Source organism: Alicyclobacillus acidocaldarius subsp. acidocaldarius Tc-4-1 (assembly GCF_000219875.1).
Classification (GTDB): Bacteria; Bacillota; Bacilli; order Alicyclobacillales; family Alicyclobacillaceae; genus Alicyclobacillus; species Alicyclobacillus acidocaldarius_A.
In genome coordinates this window covers 310,801-328,631 of record NC_017167.1, presented here as the reverse complement: position 1 = coordinate 328,631, position 17,831 = coordinate 310,801, and the positions used below count along the sequence as shown (strand labels likewise).

The 17,831-nt window shown below is 62.3% G+C and carries 12 protein-coding genes, 1 pseudogene and 1 other annotated feature (1 of these 14 running past the window's edge); of the genes and pseudogenes, 4 read left to right on the top strand and 9 right to left on the bottom strand.

Translation table 11 applies throughout. The features are described from left to right. Nucleotides 1-172 (bottom strand) — a binding site (T-box leader) (it extends 85 nt beyond the left edge of the window). Nucleotides 173-418: 246 nt separating this feature from the next. Then, complete coding sequence (locus TC41_RS01520) at nt 419-1,543, top strand: hypothetical protein (RefSeq protein ID WP_237700001.1); 1,125 nt, start codon at nt 419-421, stop codon at nt 1,541-1,543. A gap of 547 nt (nt 1,544-2,090) precedes the next feature. Here the strand turns inward: TC41_RS01520 and TC41_RS01515 are convergent. From TC41_RS01515 to TC41_RS01495, 5 genes are all read right to left on the bottom strand, one after another. Next, nucleotides 2,091-2,906 (bottom strand): transposase, encoded by an 816-nt coding sequence (locus tag TC41_RS01515; protein ID WP_041695629.1) that lies wholly within the window; start codon nt 2,904-2,906, stop codon nt 2,091-2,093. A 150-nt stretch (nt 2,907-3,056) separates the two neighbouring features. Then, nucleotides 3,057-4,262 carry a sugar ABC transporter permease gene (locus TC41_RS01510; RefSeq protein WP_014463220.1) on the bottom strand — a complete coding sequence of 402 codons (1,206 nt, stop codon included), beginning with the start codon at nt 4,260-4,262 and terminating at the stop codon, nt 3,057-3,059. A 1-nt stretch (nt 4,263) separates the two neighbouring features. Then, nucleotides 4,264-5,046, bottom strand: coding sequence for an ATP-binding cassette domain-containing protein (locus TC41_RS01505; RefSeq protein ID WP_014463219.1), 783 nt, complete (start codon nt 5,044-5,046; stop codon nt 4,264-4,266). 75 nt (nt 5,047-5,121) lie between these two features. Beyond that, on the bottom strand, nt 5,122-6,234 hold the full coding sequence (locus TC41_RS01500) for a sugar ABC transporter substrate-binding protein (RefSeq protein ID WP_014463218.1): 1,113 nt from the start codon (nt 6,232-6,234) through the stop codon (nt 5,122-5,124). A 345-nt stretch (nt 6,235-6,579) separates the two neighbouring features. After that, nucleotides 6,580-7,752, bottom strand: coding sequence for a glycosyl hydrolase family 18 protein (locus TC41_RS01495; RefSeq protein WP_014463217.1), 1,173 nt, complete (start codon nt 7,750-7,752; stop codon nt 6,580-6,582). Nucleotides 7,753-7,903: 151 nt separating this feature from the next. On the opposite strand from TC41_RS01495, the gene TC41_RS01490 reads away from it, so the two are divergent. Beyond that, nucleotides 7,904-9,115, top strand: a complete 1,212-nt coding sequence (locus TC41_RS01490; RefSeq protein ID WP_041695628.1) for an MFS transporter — start codon at nt 7,904-7,906, stop codon at nt 9,113-9,115. A gap of 250 nt (nt 9,116-9,365) precedes the next feature. Continuing rightward, a pseudogene (locus TC41_RS01485) lies at nt 9,366-11,026 on the top strand (IS1634 family transposase). Here TC41_RS01485 and TC41_RS01480 read toward each other — a convergent pair. After that, nucleotides 10,974-12,098: an aldo/keto reductase gene (locus tag TC41_RS01480; RefSeq protein ID WP_237700000.1), complete on the bottom strand. Its 1,125-nt coding sequence runs from the start codon at nt 12,096-12,098 to the stop codon at nt 10,974-10,976. The pseudogene TC41_RS01485 and the gene TC41_RS01480 sit on opposite strands and share 53 nt — an antisense overlap. 110 nt (nt 12,099-12,208) lie before the next feature. Between TC41_RS01480 and TC41_RS01475 the strand changes: the two genes are divergently transcribed. Then, the gene (locus TC41_RS01475) at nt 12,209-12,808 is read left to right on the top strand and encodes a polysaccharide deacetylase family protein (RefSeq protein WP_041694872.1); all 600 of its coding nucleotides are present in this window, start codon (nt 12,209-12,211) and stop codon (nt 12,806-12,808) included. Between the two features lie 91 nt (nt 12,809-12,899). On the opposite strand, the gene TC41_RS01470 is transcribed toward TC41_RS01475, so the two are convergent. From TC41_RS01470 to kdpB, 3 genes are read right to left on the bottom strand one after another with little or no spacing between them, the layout of a single operon-like run. Beyond that, nucleotides 12,900-15,164, bottom strand: a complete 2,265-nt coding sequence (locus TC41_RS01470) for a universal stress protein (RefSeq protein ID WP_041694871.1) — start codon at nt 15,162-15,164, stop codon at nt 12,900-12,902. Next, nucleotides 15,161-15,754: a potassium-transporting ATPase subunit KdpC gene (gene kdpC, locus TC41_RS01465; RefSeq protein WP_041694870.1), complete on the bottom strand. Its 594-nt coding sequence runs from the start codon at nt 15,752-15,754 to the stop codon at nt 15,161-15,163. Before kdpC ends, TC41_RS01470 begins: the two co-directional genes overlap by 4 nt. Nucleotides 15,755-15,768: 14 nt before the next feature. Further along, nucleotides 15,769-17,820, bottom strand: a complete 2,052-nt coding sequence (gene kdpB / locus TC41_RS01460) for a potassium-transporting ATPase subunit KdpB (protein WP_014463209.1) — start codon at nt 17,818-17,820, stop codon at nt 15,769-15,771. Nucleotides 17,821-17,831: the final 11 nt, after the last annotated feature.

Genomic DNA, 17,831 nt, shown 5'->3' with positions numbered 1-17,831 from the left:
GTCTAGCCCTGTAACGCGGGCAAGCGGCACACCCTACTCCCACGGCCACATTGGCCGCCTTTCGGGCTGCGGTTCATGGGCGAGTTCAGGACACGCCTTCGACCGATTCGCACCACCCATCGGCTCTCTGCACTCCAGCGACGCCCCTACTACTCCCACTCTTCACCTTTCTCCATTTTCCGGCTTCCGTGTTACGCACAACAGTTCAGGTGATTCCATCGTAAGGGGAATGGAGCGAGATGTCAAGCGATTTGAACAAGTGTCTAGGCCGATGTTCACCAGGGGAGAAGATCAGTAAGAAACTGTTCATCGCTGCGTAGGAAGCGTGTCTAGCCAGCGAAACAAGAACGCCGTACGATTTCATTGAGACATTGGCCGCATGGTGCAGAAAGGTGTGAATTCAATGGGAGATATGGACATGTCAAGCGCGCCGCCTGTTCATACGGTAAGCGCGTTTTATAAGCTGCTCCTGATCGAATGGGCTGTGTTGCTAGGCGTATCGGCCATCATCTATCTCATCGCGCGATTCTGGAAATCAGAAGGCGAAGGGTTTCTGCGGGAATTCGGCGTCGAGCCCCGGAGCAAGCAAAGCAGCGGATCGCCCTACTATCTGGCTCCATCGGAGGCTAAGGCGCGCAGGCTGGCCGTCTGGTCCCTGGGCCTCCTATGGATCCTGGATGGCCTCCTACAGGCGCAGCCCGAGCTCGGCACCAACTTCTTCGGCGCGGTCATTGAACCCGTGATGTCAGGGCAACCCCGCTGGGTAAACGACCTATTTCTGTCGGTGACGCAGTTGCTCTTCACCTCACGCCCGCTCTGGTTTGACTCGCTGACGGTTTGGATCCAAGTTCTTCTTGGCCTCGGCATTCTCGCCGGCCCCGAACGGTCCATCGGGCGGCTGGCCCTTCGGGTTTCCATCGCTTGGTCGCTCGTGGTGTGGGCCTTCGGCGAGGGCTTCGGACAGATCTTCAGCGGCGGTTCATGGCTCATGGGGAGCCCTGGTTCTGTGCTTGTCTACGCGGCGCTCGCTGTGGTTCTGCTTGCGAAAGCTGACGCGTGGGAGAACGGCCGCGTCAAGCATGGCATGCAGTGGTTTGTGACCGTTTGGTTCTTGGCGAGCGCCATCCTTCAGGCTCTGCCGAGCGCAGGCTACTGGTCGGGAAACGGGCTGGCCGATATGGAAATGGAAATGGCTCAGATGCCTCAGCCTCACTTCCTGTCGGCGCCGCTCTACACCTTGGCCCACGCCTTGTCACACGGGCCGATGGGGTGGAACGCGATTTTTGTCGCCGTGCCCTTGGTACTCGCTGTCGGTTGGTTCACAGCCCCCGAGTCTCGCGCCGTTCAGGTAGCGACCGGGGTCGTGCTGCTTCTCGTGTGGTGGCTTGGTCAGGATTTCGGCGTGGTGGGTGGCGCAGGCACGGACCCCAATACAGGGCTACCGCTGTTCCTGCTAACACTCGTCCATAACGCCCTGCCACGGGACGGATCGTCGCCATGGACGCGCCTAAGGCGATCCGCCCCTCGAGCCGCGGCACACTAGTCGGTGTGCCGGTGCACGCAGCAGGACGACGCCTCGGATGTCCGATACCTAGGAAAGTACTACAGGGCTGCCTCGTAGCTCGGTACGTGGGCAGCCCTCCTTTTGAGCACCGCAGCGCACGGAGACGACCGAGGCGCAGTCAAAGATTCTGCACGCGCTACACATCGCGAAGCTGCGAAGGATTCTGCTCATGGAACCTCGAACACGTGGACTGTAGACAATACACGAGTTATCCACAGGTCCCACGAGCCCGCGTTGGACATGGGGGCGTGGGACTTCGCATGGCTACGGAGTGTAGAAGTCAGGATCTTCTGAACAGGAAATTCAGAGCCGTGCTCGTAGATCCAGGCGCGACTTGCGGCGGTGGTAAAGATGCGCAGTCACTGCAAGTCCGATTCCGGCAAGCTGCGCGGTGACCCTCCGCCTTTTTATTCGGCACCACCTGCGTCTTCGGCTTTCGCAACCACGTATCCCTCGCGAAATCGTCGGATCGACACCGCCTTCGCGAACGGCGCTTCGCGCGGCGATTGCGGGCTTTACCTAGAGATCACGCCTCCTCCCGAACGCGTTTCAGGACCTCCTGCGCCTCTTGCTCGGAAAGGTCCGTCAACTCGACGACATCCGCGACCGAAGCGCCCTTGCGGAACATCCGCTCGGCAATTTCCTTGCTTCGTTCATCCTTTGCTTCTTCCACAATCTCCTTCAGTAGCTCCGTCATCGCCAAAACCCTCCTTAGCACCGCTTTTTGCTCATCCGTCAACACCCTCGCGCTGAAACCGAACACCAACGCCGCCAGGTAGTTCTGCTCCTCGCGATCCGGCACACGCTGCAAGGTTTCCACAATGGCGTCAAACGCCTCGTCCCGTGTCCGCCGGTCAAATCGCATGTGAAACGCAAACGCCAACCGAACCCGGTCTTCCGGCGTCCACTCGCCCGTCTCCAGGTGCCGCCGCACCGTCTCCAACGCCGCGTCACCGTCCATCTGACCCAGATACACGTTCTCTACCGTGTATCGGAAACTCCCGGCGTCGAGCTCCGACGGCGCGCTCTGCACTTCGCTCGTGTACAACACCACCGTGCGGACCGCCCGACGGTGGCGTTCCACGAGCGCCACGTCGTAAGCCGCAAACCGATACAACATAGGTTCCTTCGTCGACTGGAACTCCAAGTGAAGCAAACGCCCATCCGCAAGCTCCAGCATGATGTCCGTCATCGTCTGGCGCATCCTCACCTCGGGGATCTCCGTCGCCAAGGCGCGCACCACCGGCGCGTCCCGTACGCCAATCACCGACAGCACTTCCCCGGGCAGCGCCAACGTCAAGTGCTTCGCAACCAAATCGTTCGCATTCCTCGGTATGTCCATCATGACCTCCGTTTGCCTTCAGTATACTGCCGTGGTGCGTGAGCGGCCAATATTGTTACGAAGGCAAAAAACAACCCTCGGGTCCCAACAAGGTCCCACAGGGTTGCATGCGTTTCGATTCGATCGGGCTTACAAAGTCATCGGCCCATCTCATCGGCCCAACTGCTTCCGCCGCATACGGGTGAACGTGTCGAACGTGACCGCGAGCAGCAGGATGGCGCCTTCCACCAGATACTTCGTGCTAGTCGGCGCGTTCAACAGCGCCATGCCATTCTCGATGCTGCCGATGACGAGCGCGCCGAGAAGCGCGTTCCACACGCTCCCATAGCCGCCGAACAGGCTCGTGCCGCCGATCACGGCCGCTGCAATCGAGTCCATGAGCAAATCGCTGCCGCCGGACGCCGTGGACGCCGCACCCAATCGAGACGCGCCGACGATGCCGCCGATGGCCGCCATGGTGCCCGCGAGCGTGAACACCATGATCCGAACGCCCTTCACGCTGATACCCGCCCGGCGCGCAGCCTCCGCATTGCCGCCCACCGCGTAGATGTGACGGCCAAACGCGGTACTCTGGCAGATCCATGCGAGCAGCACCACAAACACAATCAGCACCAGCCCCGCAATGGGCACGCCCTGGTAGGCATTGAGCAACACCGTCGCGCCAATCATCACCGCGGCACTCAGGATGAGCTTCGTCCACGTGGAGGCTGCAGACTTCGGGGGAAGCCCAAGCTTCTGCCGCTTGGCGCGATCGCGCACGGCTGTCCACACCATGAGGAGTAACGCGACCGCCACCAACACCCAGCTCAGCCAGTCAGGCAGGTAGTTGCCCGCAATGGCGTTAATGGTGTTGTTCATGATGGGCACCGTGCCCTCCTGGCCGATGAGGACAAACAAGAGCCCCAAGAACGCGAGCGAACCTGCAAGCGTTACGATAAATGACGGCACGCGAAGCACCGTCACCCAAAAGCCCTGGAAAAATCCGAGCACCGTGCCGCTCAAAGCGCCGGCGAGGATCGCGACGTACGGATTCACGCCATTGCCCGCAAGTACTGCGAGGATCGCGCCACCGATGGCACTCACGGCCGCGATGGACAAGTCAATCTCCCCGAGCAGGAGGATGAGCGTCTCGCCGACCCCGAGCAAGCCGTATTCCGCCATTTGCAGCACGAGGTTCGACAGGTTTCGGCTCGTGAGAAAGCTGTTGTTCAAGATCTCAAACACAATCCAGATGAGGACGAGCGACAAAAATACGGGCAGTTGTTGAAACTCCCCGCCAATGATGCGATCGAACACCGACGTGCTGCGCGCGGCGGGCGTCTGCGTCTGCTTGGCCTGACCGATATTGACCGTCATGTTAGGACGTGACCTCCTCTTGCGCCGATGCGCCCGTGATGGCCGCCACAACCTGCTCGGGCGTGACCTGCTCTCTCTCAAACGTCGCCACAGTGCGCCCCAACCGCAACACCACGATGCGGTTCGCAATCTTGAACACGTCGCTCATGTTGTGCGAAATGACGAGCACTGCGCGGCCGCTCGCCGCGAGCCTCTGGATGAGCTCAAGCACCGCGCGCTGCTGCACGACGCCGAGCGCGGCGGTCGGCTCGTCGAGCATGACGAGTTTCGAACCCCACAGGACGGATCGCGCCACTGCGACGGTCTGGCGCTGACCGCCGGAGAGCGATGCAACCTGCGTGTGCAATGGGGGCAGGCGAATGCCGAGCTCGTTCAACACAGGAATGGCGCGCCGCTCCATCTCGTTCCGGTCGATCACGCGCACCAGCCCGGGAATCACGCTGCGCCGCAGCTCTCGGCCGAGAAACAGGTTGGAGACGATGTCCAAGTTGTCGCAGAGCGCGAGATCCTGGTACACCGTCTGGATGCCGTACCTTTCTGCCACGGCTGGACTCGTCAACCGGACCGGTTGGCCCTCGAACAAGATCTCGCCTTCGTCCGGCTGCTCGACGCCCGCGATCATCTTGATGGTGGTCGACTTCCCGGCGCCGTTGTCCCCGACGAGCGCCACGATTTCGCCTGCATGAACGGAAAACGAAACGCCATCGAGCGCCTGAACGGCGCCAAACCGTTTGCGAAGGTTGCGCACTTCGAGGACCGGCTGTGTCTTGACCTCCGTTGCCACGTACAGCGCCTCCTCTCGTCGTTAAGAAGCGCCGGAGAACACATCGCGTGCGCTCCGGCGCCGGTCCTCAGACCCTTACTGCTGCTCTGCCGGGTTCTTGATGCGCGCCCAGGTGGTGAAGCCGTCCTTGATGACCGTGCTTGCGATGTTCGACTTCGTCACAACGATGGGCTGCAAGAGCACAGACGGCACGTTCGTGGCACCGTTGTTCACTGTGCCGTTCACGAGCGATGCAGGCGGCTTCTTGCCCGTAATGAGGTCATACGCCAGCTGTGCGGCGGCATCCGCCTCTTCCTTGATGGGCTTATACACCGTCATCGACTGGGTGCCGTCGTAATAGATGCGGTGCAGGCCAGCGTCGGTCGCATCCTGACCGGTCACCGGGATGCCCTTGATGTGCTGCTGCTCAAGCGCCTGGATGGCCGCACCCGCCAGGTTGTCGTTCGCAGCCAACACGGCGTTCACGTGATTGTGCAGCCGCGTGAGCGCCTGCTGCATCTCGGTCAGCGCCTGCTGCGAATCCCAGTTCGGCGTGAACTGCTCATAGCCGAGCTTCAGCTTGCCCGACTTGAAGAGCGGATCCAGGACGTCATGGGCGCCCTGCGCAAACTGCTTCGCGTTCGGATCTGTGGGGGCGCCGTCCAACATGACCACCGTGCCGCCCTTCTTGGTGTGCTGCGCGATATACTCGCCCTGAAGCTTGCCGACCTCGACGTTGTTAAACGAGACGTAATAGTCGACCTTGGCGTTCTGAATGAGGCGATCGTACGAAATCACGGGGACGTGCGCTTTGGCCGCCTCGGTGACGATGGTCGTGGCTGCAAATCCGTTCACCGGCGCCACGACGAGGAGTTTCGCACCCTCCGTGATGGCGCTTTCCACCTGCTGAAGCTGCGTCGCCTCAGACCCCTGCGCGTTGGCGTAAATGATCTGCGCGTTCGGATCCAGCTTCTTCATCGCCGCGATGAAATCAGGCCTATCATCGTACTCCCAGCGCGGCGACGTGTTCGTCTCTGGCATCAGAAACGCAATTTTGACGCTCGGGTGCGGATTCACTGCAGACGCCGCGCCCGTCGACGTTGAGCTCTGCGCATTCGTGGAAGAGGTGCCGCAGCCGGCAACAATCCCCGTCACGACAGCTGCCGCCGCCATCCACGTTGCGCTCTTCTTCCATGTCTTCTTGGCCACTCCGTACTACCCCCCTGTTGAGTTTCGATGGAAAGCACCATGCTCCCGTCGCAACCGCTTACTCACGTTGTAGCGAAAGCGCCATCACCCAGTCTCGCATTCTTCTTTCCCCGGACACTCTCGCCACAACCTGATCTATGCATACCAGACCGGAACCTAGTTTGTCAACACAAACAACTAAGTAGGCGAAGCTGATTTTTCGCCGGCGCGTCACTGCCGGCGCGCCACTTCCCATCCCAACATTCGCGTTTCACGCGCACAACGAACGGCGTTTTTGCTCCGGAATTCGCCGTTGAGGCACGTCACCGAGCGCGCCCCGCTAACCTCGGCAGGGCGCGCCTTCGCTCAACGCACGGGGACGTCTTCCCGTGTCCACTTCTTCGTGTTGAACTGGTTGTTGACGAGGATGGGCACCTGAGGGAAATTCGTGGGATAGGACCAGAAACTCATGCCACGCAAGTTGTATTCGACAACCAAGTCCTGCTTCGCTTGAAAGCTGCGCGGGTCTTCAAACCACACGATGTGGTGCCGACCTTGCGCGTCCGAGTAGGTGAAATACGGCGCCTCGGCCCGAAGGTCGTATTGAATCGGCACATGTTGCTGGTACGCGAGGTTCACCGCCTGAACAGGTGTCAACGTCGCCGCGCGCGTGCCGGGACGATACGGAAGCGTCCAGTCATACCCGTACACCGACACACCCAGCATGATCTTGTCGCGTGGGATGGCGGTGACGGCGTAGTCCAGTACCTTGCGTATCTGGTCCACAGGAGACACCGGCATCGGGGGACCGCCTATCCAGCCCCACTCGTAGGTCATGAGAATGACGAAGTCGCACACTTCCCCGTGCCAGTGATAATCGTGCGCTTCATACAACAGCCCCGGCTGGTCCGCGTACAGCTTCGGAGCCAGCGCGCTCGAAAGCAGGAATCCCTCTTTGTGCACGCGCTCCGCGCAACGTTCGACGAAGGCGTTATACAGGTCGCGATCGTGCGCGTAGACGTATTCAAAGTCGAGATTGAGGGCTCGATACCCCTTGTCGCCCATCACGCGAAGCACGTTCGTGAGGATCTTCTCCTGCGTCGACGGCGACGTGAAAATGGCGTGCGCCACGTCCGAGTTGAACATATCCCCGTGCCAGTTGGTGAGCACGAGCATCGGCATCACGCTCTGATGGAGGGCTGCGTCCACCAAGGCCGTGTCGTCCGATCGCGCCCGGATAGATCCGTCCGTCTCTGCCTCATACGAAAATGGCGACACATACGTCAGCACAGGGGCGAGCACGTCCAGCTGATGCGGCGCAGGATCGGTGAACTGAACAAAGTACGCATTGACCTCGATGGTGCGCCGCTCTGCACCTGTCACGACACCTTCGCGCGTCGGCACGACCAGCGCCTGCCCAACCACCAGTTGCTCGGGATTTCGAATGCCGTTTGCAGCCGCGATATCGGCAGCCGAGACGTGGTACAGCTTGCCCAGCTCCCACAGCGTGTCTCCAGGCTCGACGACGTGAATGAGCATCTGCCTTCACTCCTCATGGATGGCGATCTCGACATCAGCCTATGCCCCCTGCCCGCAGGTGGGCTGGGCGGACGCCCATCGCCATGGCCATTTGGAGTTGGATGCCACACCGTCTATGATCGACATGGCGAAGCAATGGGAGGTGTGGCACATGGCAACGGTTCCCGAAAACGGGCCTTCACCAGCTCCGCCACTATCGCGGCGGCTCGTTCTCTTCATGGCTGTGGCCGCGGGCGTCGGCGTGGCCAACCTATACTACCTTCAGCCCCTTCTGCACGAAATCCAGGTTGGCTTCCACGCGGCATCCTGGCAGGTGGGTCTGGCGGCCACGCTGACCCAAATCGGCTATGCGCTAGGGCTGTTTTTGTTCGTGCCCCTTGGAGACAGCCTCGAGCGGCGAAGCCTGATTGTGCGGATGTGCATCGTGACGGCGGGAGTGCTCCTCATTTTGGCAGCCTCGCTCAACGTGTGGTGGCTCGTGAGCTCCTGCCTGGTGGTGGGGGCGGCGACCATCGTTCCTCAGCTCGTGGTCCCCTTCGCGGCTCATCTCGCGCCTCCGGAAGAACGCGGGCGAACGGTCGGCACGGTCATGAGCGGCCTGCTCATCGGCGTGCTGCTCGCGCGCACACTGGCAGGTCTGGTGGGCCAGGCGCTCGGATGGCGCGCCGTGTATGTCCTGGCGGCCGCCGCCATGATGGGCCTCGCGGCCCTGCTTCGCGCGAGTCTGCCTTTGTCGCCGCCCGAATCGCGCACGCCGTACGGGCGGCTGCTTCTATCGCTTTTACACCTCATCCGTGCCTATCCAGACCTGCGCGACGCCTCACTGCTCGGCGCGATGTCGTTTGGGGCATTCAGCGCGTTTTGGACCGTGCTCTCGCTGTATCTTGCTGGTCCCCCCTTCCATCTTGGTCCAGGCGTAACGGGCCTGTTTGGCCTCGCGGGCGTCGCGGGTGCCCTTGCCGCGCCATATGCGGGGCACGTGGCCTCGCGGCTTCCGGCCATCTGGACGGCGCGACTCGCCTCGTGCCTGACCCTCGCCTCGTTCGGGCTCTTTTGGACCTTTCGGCACAGCCTCGCAGGTCTGGCACTCGGCGTCGTCCTCATGGACCTTGGCGTTCAGGCGACGCAGGTATCGAACCAGGCGCGCATCTACAGCCTGTCGGACGAAGCGCGCAGCCGCGTCAATTCGGTGTACATGGTGACCTATTTTCTCGGAGGCGCTTTGGGATCGTTCGTGGGGGCGAGCGCGTGGGATCGATTTCACTTCGGTGGAGTCTGTGCTGCAGCGTGCGTCCTTCTTGCCATCGGTATCCTCGGCGTGGCCATGGTGGCGCCGTCCCGCCTGCGCGATGCCATCAGGTGACCGAGCGGGGTTGTGCCGCTCGGTCCCACTTCTCCCTGGCGATCTCGCCCTCAGATCCCCCCGACTTCGACAGTTGGACATAGCACGTAGACCTATGGATGGATGTGGGATCCTATTGCGGCGCGGCTTGTCGGACTTATCCACAGGCATCCGCCGTGTTTTCATTTGTATTTTTGTAGGCATGCGTTTTGTTGTGGATAACTTTATTTTGTCGTTTACAAGTTCGTAGTACATGCCGTATCATGTGGGCATGTATATCCGAGTCATTCGCCGAAAAAACAAGAACGGTTCTGTCACCGGTTACGTGCAGTTGGCCCATAACTATCGCGATCCCAACACCGGCCAGCCCAAGGCCAAGGTCCTCTACACCTTCGGCCGCGAAGACGAAATCGACCTCGAGGCCCTCCGGCGCCTTGCCCAGAGCATCCATCGCTTCGTTGGCGACGAGTTTACCGCCGGACGTGGTCAGTCGGAGGGCATCCAAACCACGCTGCTGGACAGCCGTCCCATGGGAGGGGCGTATCTGCTAGACGAGCTGTGGCGACAGCTTGGATTGGATGAGGTCCTGCGAGAGCGGCTTGCCGACCGGAAGTTTAAGGCGGCTGTCGAGCGTGTCATCTTCGCCATGGTCGCCAATCGCGCGTTGGCGCCAAGCAGCAAGCTGGCCATGGAAGAATGGGTCGACCGTGAAGTGGCTCTCCCTGGGATGACCGAGTTGGACGTGTGGCAGGCATATCGGGCTATGGACTTTCTCCTGGATGTGGCGGAAGACCTGCAGTACGAGGTCTTCCGGCGAGTGAGTGATCTCTTGAACCTGGACGTGGACCTTCTGTTCTTTGACACGACCTCCACGTACTTCGAGACGGAGGACGAGTCTGACGACGGCCTGCGACGCAAGGGGTATTCCAAAGACCATCGGCCCGATTTGCCTCAGGTGGTGATCGGGCTTGCGGTGACGCGGGAGGGCATCCCCGTGCGCTGCTGGACGTGGCCTGGCAACACAGCGGACATGAGCGTGGTCGAGGAGGTCAAACAGGACCTCATCGGTTGGCGGCTTGGTCGCGTGATCACGGTCGTGGATCGAGGTTTCGTCTCAGAGAGCAATTTGCGGATCCTGCAACGCGCCGGGGGTCACTACATCGCTGGGGAGAAGATGACCTCCGGGAAACCAGCGGTGGAAGCGGCGTTGGCGCACCCTGGACGTTTTCGTGAGGTTCGCCCCAACTTGAAAGTGAAGGAGGTCGTGGTGGGAGACGGAGAGGCCCGGGTCCGTTACGTGTTGGCGTTCAATCCCGAGGAAGCCAAACGCGATGCGGCGCGCCGAGAGGCGATGTTGCGCGAGCTTCGGATGGAGTTGGAACGCCTCAAAGAGCTTCAGGGCGAAGCGCACACGAAGGCCCACTGTCGGCTTGCGAGCCATCCAACGTTCAAGCGCTATCTGAAACAGGACCGATGGGGAAACCTGCGGATTGACCCGGAGGCTGTGCGGCAAGCGGCTCATCTGGACGGGAAGTACCTGATCCGCACCTCAGATGACACGCTGTCCGTGGACGATGTGGCGCTGGGATACAAGCAGCTTTTGATGGTGGAGTCAGCGTTTCGTACCCTGAAGACGACGTTGGACATCCGTCCCACGTATCACCGGAAGGACGAGCGCATTCGGTCGCATGTGCTGCTTTGCTGGCTGGCCTTGTTGTTGGTGCGCATCGCGGAGGTCCAAACTGGGCGGACATGGTCAGACATCCGCTCTCACATGCAAGCGATGCACCGGGTGACGAAGAGCACGCTGGAAGGGATTGTCGTGCAGCGGACAGAGACGACAGAGGCGCAGCGGGACGATCCCTGCGAGCCTTGAGGATCAAGGAACCACCGAGGATCCTGAAGGTAGAACCTCGAGCAAGAGGGCTGTAGACACTACGCGAGTTATCCACAGGTCCCACGAACCCGCGTCGGCCATGGGTTCGTGGGACTTTGTATGACTACCAAGTGTCGAAGTCGGGATCCCGATGGACCTCATGCTGGCCTCTGGATACCGCTCACCTGCGGCGACGCCTTTCGGCGCGATGGCGTCGATCTCGCGCAGCTCTTCCGCCGTGAGCTGCACCTCAAGCGCGCCAAGGTTCTCCTCCAAGTACTTCACGCGCTTCGTGCCTGGGATGGGCACGATGTCTTCGCCCTGCGCCATCACCCAGGCCAGGGCGAGCTGCGCTGGCGTGCACCCCTTTTCGCGCGCCAGGCGCTCGATTTTCTCGACGAGATCGAGATTCCGCTTGAAGTTTTCGCCCTGAAAGCGCGGCGACTGACGGCGGTAGTCGTCCTCCGGCAGATCCTCAAACCGGCGGATGACGCCTGTCAAGAAGCCGCGGCCGAGCGGACTGTACGCCACGAAGCCGATGCCAAGCTCCCGCACCGTCGGCAGGATCTCGTCCTCCACATCCCGGCTCCAAAGCGAGTACTCGGTCTGGAGCGCGGTGATGGGATGGACCTTGTGCGCGCGGCGGATGGTCTGCGCCCCGGCCTCGGACAGGCCGAGAAACCGTACCTTCCCCGCTTGCACCAGCTCCGCCATGGCCCCCACCGTCTCCTCGATGGGCACGTTCGGATCGACGCGGTGCTGATAGTACAGATCGATGTAGTCGACGCCAAGCCGCTTCAGGCTCGCGTCGCAGGCCTGTTTCACGTATTCGGGCCTGCCATTGATGCCGAGGAACGTCCCGTCCGGCGCGCGCACGTTTCCGAACTTCGTGGCGATCACGACGCCATCCCGATACGGCCTGAGCACGCGCCCGACGAGCTTCTCGTTCTCCCCGACGCCGTACATGTCGGCCGTGTCGAAGAAGGTGATGCCGAGTTCCACGGCGCGCTCCAGGGTCCGGATGGCCTCCGCCTCGTCCCGGCCGCTGTAGAAGTCCGACATGCCCATGCAACCGAGCCCCAGCGCGGAAACCCTGAGGCCCTGGGTACCCAACGCTTTCGTCTGCACGTGCCACCCCACCTTTCAAATTTCAGCTTCATGCCATCAACAGGCGCCCGCGCAGCTAGTATAATCCTTTCTGGAAAGTTCAAAAAACGCACGTGAAGGAGGACCTCCGGTTGCAGCACCAAACGCCCGAAACCGCACCGCCCCCGCGTCACCTCGCCATCACCTTCGACGACGGCCCGGACGGGGATATGACGCCCAAGATCCTGTCCACGCTCCGGGACTACGGCGTCCCCGCGACCTTTTTCTGCATCGGCGAACAGGTGGAACGGTTTCCCGACGTCCTCAAAGCCATCCATGACGCGGGGCATGAGCTCGGCAACCACACCATGACGCATCCCCATCTCACGAAGTTGACAGACGCCGAGATCGAACGGGAATTGCGCGAATGCCAGGCGGCCATCGAGAAGGTGGTGCAGGTGCCCATTCGCTACTTTCGCCCGCCGTACGGCGACATCGACGATCGCGTCCGCCGCATCGCGGCCTCGCTTCACGAGGAGGTGGTCCTCTGGGACGTGGACTCGCTCGACTGGTCGGGCATTCCCGGCCCGGCCGTCGCAGCCAACGTGCTGCCGAAGCTCAAGCCGGGCGCCATCATCCTGATGCACGCGGGGACGTTTGCGAAGGGCACGCCCGAGTCGCTCCCGTACGTGCTCGAGGTGGCGGTGGCGATGGGCTACGACTTTGTGCCGCTCGCGAAGCTTCACGGCTAAGACCTCCACCGCGCGAATATCCCGTCCTCCGCGCGGACGTTCGCTTTGCCGCCCGGCTGGTCCCGCTGGTCCCGGACGACAGGCCCTGTCTTCACGCGGAGGGCTGGGACCAACGGCCGGCGTACGCGACGATGTGGAGATCCACGAATTCCGCGCGGTTCAGCACATAGGTGATGGGGCGGTGGGCGAATTTTGCGCCGAGACCTCGGTTCAAGGGCTGTCCCATCACAATTTGGGAAACCGACTCGCTCTCGGCCGTCTCGACGATGACCTCCCCGACCGACTTGTGCAGAGCGGGCCGGAGGAGAAACTCCGCGCCGAACTGCTCGGCGAGATCGCGCACGGCCGCAAAATCGCGCTCGCTCTGGCTCGATAAAGGGAACTCGGTCTGAACGACGAGCACATACAGTTTCGCCTGCAGGCGGTCCGCAATGCGCCATCCGCGCCGAATGAGCGCTTCGGAGTGAGGGCGATAGTTGACACAGACCAGGATCCGCTCCGGATCAGCGGGGGGCGGTGGCGCCAAGCGGCCGTCCACGACGTCGGCCACTTCGCGGAGCGCAATCTCGCGCAGCGCGGCCAAATGCGCTAGCTGAAAGAAGTGGCTCAGCGCCTGCTCCACCTTTTCAGGCGGGTAGATCTTGCCTTCCAAGAGCCGCTCCACGAGCGTCTCCGGGCTCACGTCGATGAGCTTCACCTCGCTTGCGAGCTTAATGAACCAGTCCGGCACGCGCTCGCGGATGGTGGCACCCGTGATGTGCTCGACGCGATCCTTCAGGCTCTCGAGGTGTTGCACGTTCACGGCGGACACCACGTCAATGCCATGCTCCAGGAGATACAGAATGTCCTGGTACCGCTTCTTGAACATACTGCCGGGCGCGTTCGTGTGGGCGAGTTCGTCCATCAGGACGACCTGCGGGCACCGGGCGATGATGGCCGCGAGGTCCGGCTCCTCGTACACCTTGCCGCCGTACTCGATCCGCCGCTTCGGAATCCGCTCAAGGTCGCCTATTTGCGCCTCCGTCTCCGGACGGCCGTGCGTTTCAATGAGGCCAATGACGACATCGATCCCGCGTTCCTTCCAGTCGTGCGCGTCCTGCAGCATGCGGTACGTCTTGCCGACACCCGGCGCCGCACCGATGTAAAGCGTGAGCTTCCCAGGAAGTTTCCGCTCTCGCACCACGCGCTCGCTCGCCCAATTGCGCTGTTCCCTTGCCTCCGGCGACAAGGGGCGCCAGCCCACCACGCGCAGATCGACGTATTGCAGGTGTTTGAGCAGATAATGCACAGGATGATGCCAGGCCATGAGGCGGCGCGGAGACGCGCCTTTCCGCGGTTGGCCCAGGACGACCTGCGTCGCGTTGATTCGCTTCGCCACCCGGAGGATGACCTCGCCGACGGGCCGATCCCGCTTGGGCTCAAGCACCCACTCCGCGCCGTGAAACTCGGCCAACCTGCGGAGCGCCTCGACATCAGCGCGCGCGCGTTCCGTCATGCGGTCCTCATCCGTCTCGGCCGCGAAGACGACATGAAAATCGCCCTTCATACGCATCGCCATGCGCCGCCCGCGCTCGATGAGCGTCGCAGCGCGTTCGGGATGGCTGACGCAGACGAGCACCACTTCCTTCGCGCCGACGGGCCCAGGGATGGCGCGCCGCTCATAGGAATGTTCCAAGCGCTCGTCGACGTCGTCCGCCACGGCCCGAAGCGACATCTGTCGAAGCCACGCGAGTCGATCCACGCGAAAGAAGTTCTGCAGCGCCGCATCCACCTTCTCGGGCGGATAAATCTCCCCATCTCGCAGCCGCTGCCTGAGCGTCTCAGGCGTCACGTCGATGACCGTGACCTCGTCCGCCTCGCGCAGCAACCAATCGGGCACGACCTCCCGCACGCGGATGCCTAATTGTTGCTGAACCTCGTCGCGAACGGACTCTAGATGTTGAATGTTGAACGCTGTCATGACCGAGATGCCGCGCTCGAGGAGGAACATCACGTCTTCGTATCGCTTTTCGTGCATCGCGCCAGGTGGGTTCGTGTGCGCCAGTTCGTCGATCACGCACACCTCCGGCCGCCGAGCGACAATCGCGTCGAGATCCGGCTCCTCGAACGCGGCCTGCCCCACCTTCAGCACCCGCGGAGGAACCACTTCGAGGCCTTCAAGCATCCTCTCCGTCGCGGGACGGCCGTGCGTCTCGACCCAGCCAATGACCACGTCCGTTCCCTCGTCCCGCAGTCGGCGCGCCTCGCGCAACATGGTGTAGGTCTTGCCCACGCCGGGCGCGGCACCGATGAACACCCGCAGACGCCCTCGGCGCCCCGAATCACCCGCGGGCCGAGTGATCTCGCCCCCCGTCACGTCGTCCTCGCCACCCGCGCGCTCGGGTGGAGCTTCTCCCAGATGGCGAGATTGAGCTGTATGACGTTGACCATCGGCTCGCCGTACAGGCCGAGCACCGGGAATTCGGCGTCGCGCTGCACGAGCGAGCGAAGCCACGCTTCAGAGAGCCCCGTGGCTTTGCTGATGCGCGGAATTTGATCATACGCGTCCTGCAAGTCGATATCGGGATCCAGCCCCGATCCCGACGACTCCACCATGCTCGTAGGAACCTCATCCACCTGAAGCCCTAGGTTTTGCCGGAGCACAGCGTGCAGGTTTTGCCGGACCTCCTGCACGAGCGCCGGGTTCGTGGGCCCAAGATTCGATCCACCCGATCCATCCGCGTTGTAGTTCACGGCCGAAGGGCGCGGCTCAAACCACATGGGCTGCGGAAACGGTTGCGCGATGAGCTCAGACCCCACGGTGCGGCCGTTGACCGCGACGAGGCTTCCCTGGGCCTGCCACGGGAACACCACTCGCCCCAAGGCCACGAAGAAGAGCGGGTACACGATGCCCAAAAGCACGGCGAAGACCAGGGTGAACCGAAGGCTTCTCCACACGTTGATCACAGTCGCTTCCCCCTTCACACCGCGCCGAGCGCATGCAGAATGACGTCAATGATTTTGATCCCGACAAACGGCGCGATCACGCCGCCGACGCCGTACAACAGCAGATTGCGCATCAAAAGCTGCATCGCGGTCGTTGGGCGGTATTTCACGCCGCGCATGGCAAGCGGGATGAGCAGCGGGATGATGATGGCGTTAAAGATCAGCGCGGACAGGATGGCGCTCCGCGGGCTCGTCAGGTGCATCACGTTCAAGGCGCCAAGGGCGGGCAGAAAGCTCGTGAACATCGCCGGGATGATGGCGAAGTATTTCGCGACGTCGTTCGCAATGGAAAACGTCGTGATGGCGCCGCGCGTGATGAGGAGTTGCTTGCCAATCGCCACGACCTCAATGAGTTTCGTCGGATCCGAGTCGAGATCGACCATGTTTGCGGCTTCCTTGGCCGCCTGTGTGCCGCTCTGCATGGCGAGCCCCACATCCGCCTGGGCGAGCGCCGGCGCGTCGTTCGTGCCGTCGCCGGACATGGCGACGAGCCGCCCCTGTTCCTGCTCGCGCCGAATCAAGCGCATCTTGTCTTCGGGCTTCGCCTCAGCCACGAACTCGTCAACGCCTGCCTCCCGGGCAATCGTGGCCGCCGTGAGCGGGTTGTCGCCGGTGCACATGATGGTCCGGATGCCCATCTTGCGCAGTTCCTCAAACCGCTCGCGGATGCCCGGCTTGACGATGTCCTTGAGGTAGATGACGCCGTAGACGCGCTGGTTTTCGGCCACCACGAGCGGCGTGCCGCCCTCCTTAGCGACGCGCTCCACCACCTCGTCGAGATCGCTCGGAAGATCTCCGCCCTGTTCCACGACGTACCGCTTGATGGCGTCGGCGGCGCCTTTGCGAAGACGCGTGCCGTCCGGAAGGTCAAGGCCGGACATGCGCGTATCCGCTGAAAACTCGACGTTGCGGGCATCCGCGTAGTCCTCACGGCGGAAGGTGAGCCCGAGCTGCTTGGCGAGATCGACGACGGAACGGCCTTCGGGCGTTTCGTCAAACAGAGAGCACAACGCGGCTTTCTCGGCGAGCGCGCGCTCGTCGACGCCCTGCACCGGGAGAAACGCGGACGCGAGCCGGTTGCCGATGGTGATGGTGCCGGTTTTGTCGAGGATGAGCGTATCCACGTCGCCAGCGGCCTCCACGGCCTTGCCGGATTTGGCGATGACGTTGAAGCGTATGACCCTGTCCATGCCCGCGATGCCGATGGCGGACAGGAGCGCGCCAATGGTCGTGGGAATCAGGCAGACGAGAAGCGCCACGAGCGTCGCGACATCGATGTGGGCACCGAGCCCCTTGGCGATGGGCGGCAGGCAGTCGATGACGATGAGAAAGATGAGCGTGAGCCCCGCGAGCAGCACGGACAGCGCAAGTTCGTTTGGCGTCTTCTGCCGCGACGCGCCTTCCACGAGCGCGATCATCCGGTCGAGGAATGTCTCGCCGGGATTGGCGGTGACGCGGATGACAAGCTCATCCGACAACAGCTTCGTCCCGCCGGTGACGGAGCTGAAATCCCCGCCCGCGCCGCGGATGACCGGCGCAGATTCGCCGGTGATGGCCGACTCGTCCACGCTGCCGATGCCCTCTACGACTTCGCCGTCCGCGGGGATGAGTTCGCCGGCTACCACCTTGACGACGTCGCCTTTGCGCAGATCGGACGCTGGAACGCGCTCGTAGCGCCCGTCGCGCAGGACGTTCGCCATCAGTTCCGTCTTCGTCCTGCGCAGCGACTCCGCCTGCACCTTGCCGCGCCCCTCCGCGAGCGCCTCGGCAAAATTGCCGAAGAGAAGTGTGATGAACAGAATCAGGGTGACGGCCAGATCATATCCCCGCGCCCCGGCCGCACTTCCAGAACGCGCTGCGGAGCCAAACAAGTTGGGGTCCAAAGTTAGCGCGAGCGTGACCAGCATGCCGATCTCGACGACGAACATCACGGGATTGCGCACCAGGACGCGCGGATCGAGCTTGACGAACGAATCGACACACGCGCGCAGGACGAGGGCGCGATCGAACGAACCTTTTCGAGCCATACACACCTGCT

What these genes read in the sequence shown, in the direction of transcription:
- TC41_RS01520 (WP_237700001.1), top strand. Translation starts at nt 419, where the DNA reads ATGTCAAGCGCGCCGCCTGTTCATACGGTAAGCGCGTTTTATAAGCTG.
- TC41_RS01515 (WP_041695629.1), bottom strand. Translation starts at nt 2,906, where the DNA reads ATGGACATACCGAGGAATGCGAACGATTTGGTTGCGAAGCACTTGACG.
- TC41_RS01510 (WP_014463220.1), bottom strand. Translation starts at nt 4,262, where the DNA reads ATGACGGTCAATATCGGTCAGGCCAAGCAGACGCAGACGCCCGCCGCG.
- TC41_RS01495 (WP_014463217.1), bottom strand. Translation starts at nt 7,752, where the DNA reads ATGCTCATTCACGTCGTCGAGCCTGGAGACACGCTGTGGGAGCTGGGC.
- TC41_RS01490 (WP_041695628.1), top strand. Translation starts at nt 7,904, where the DNA reads ATGGCAACGGTTCCCGAAAACGGGCCTTCACCAGCTCCGCCACTATCG.
- kdpB (WP_014463209.1), bottom strand. Translation starts at nt 17,820, where the DNA reads ATGGCTCGAAAAGGTTCGTTCGATCGCGCCCTCGTCCTGCGCGCGTGT.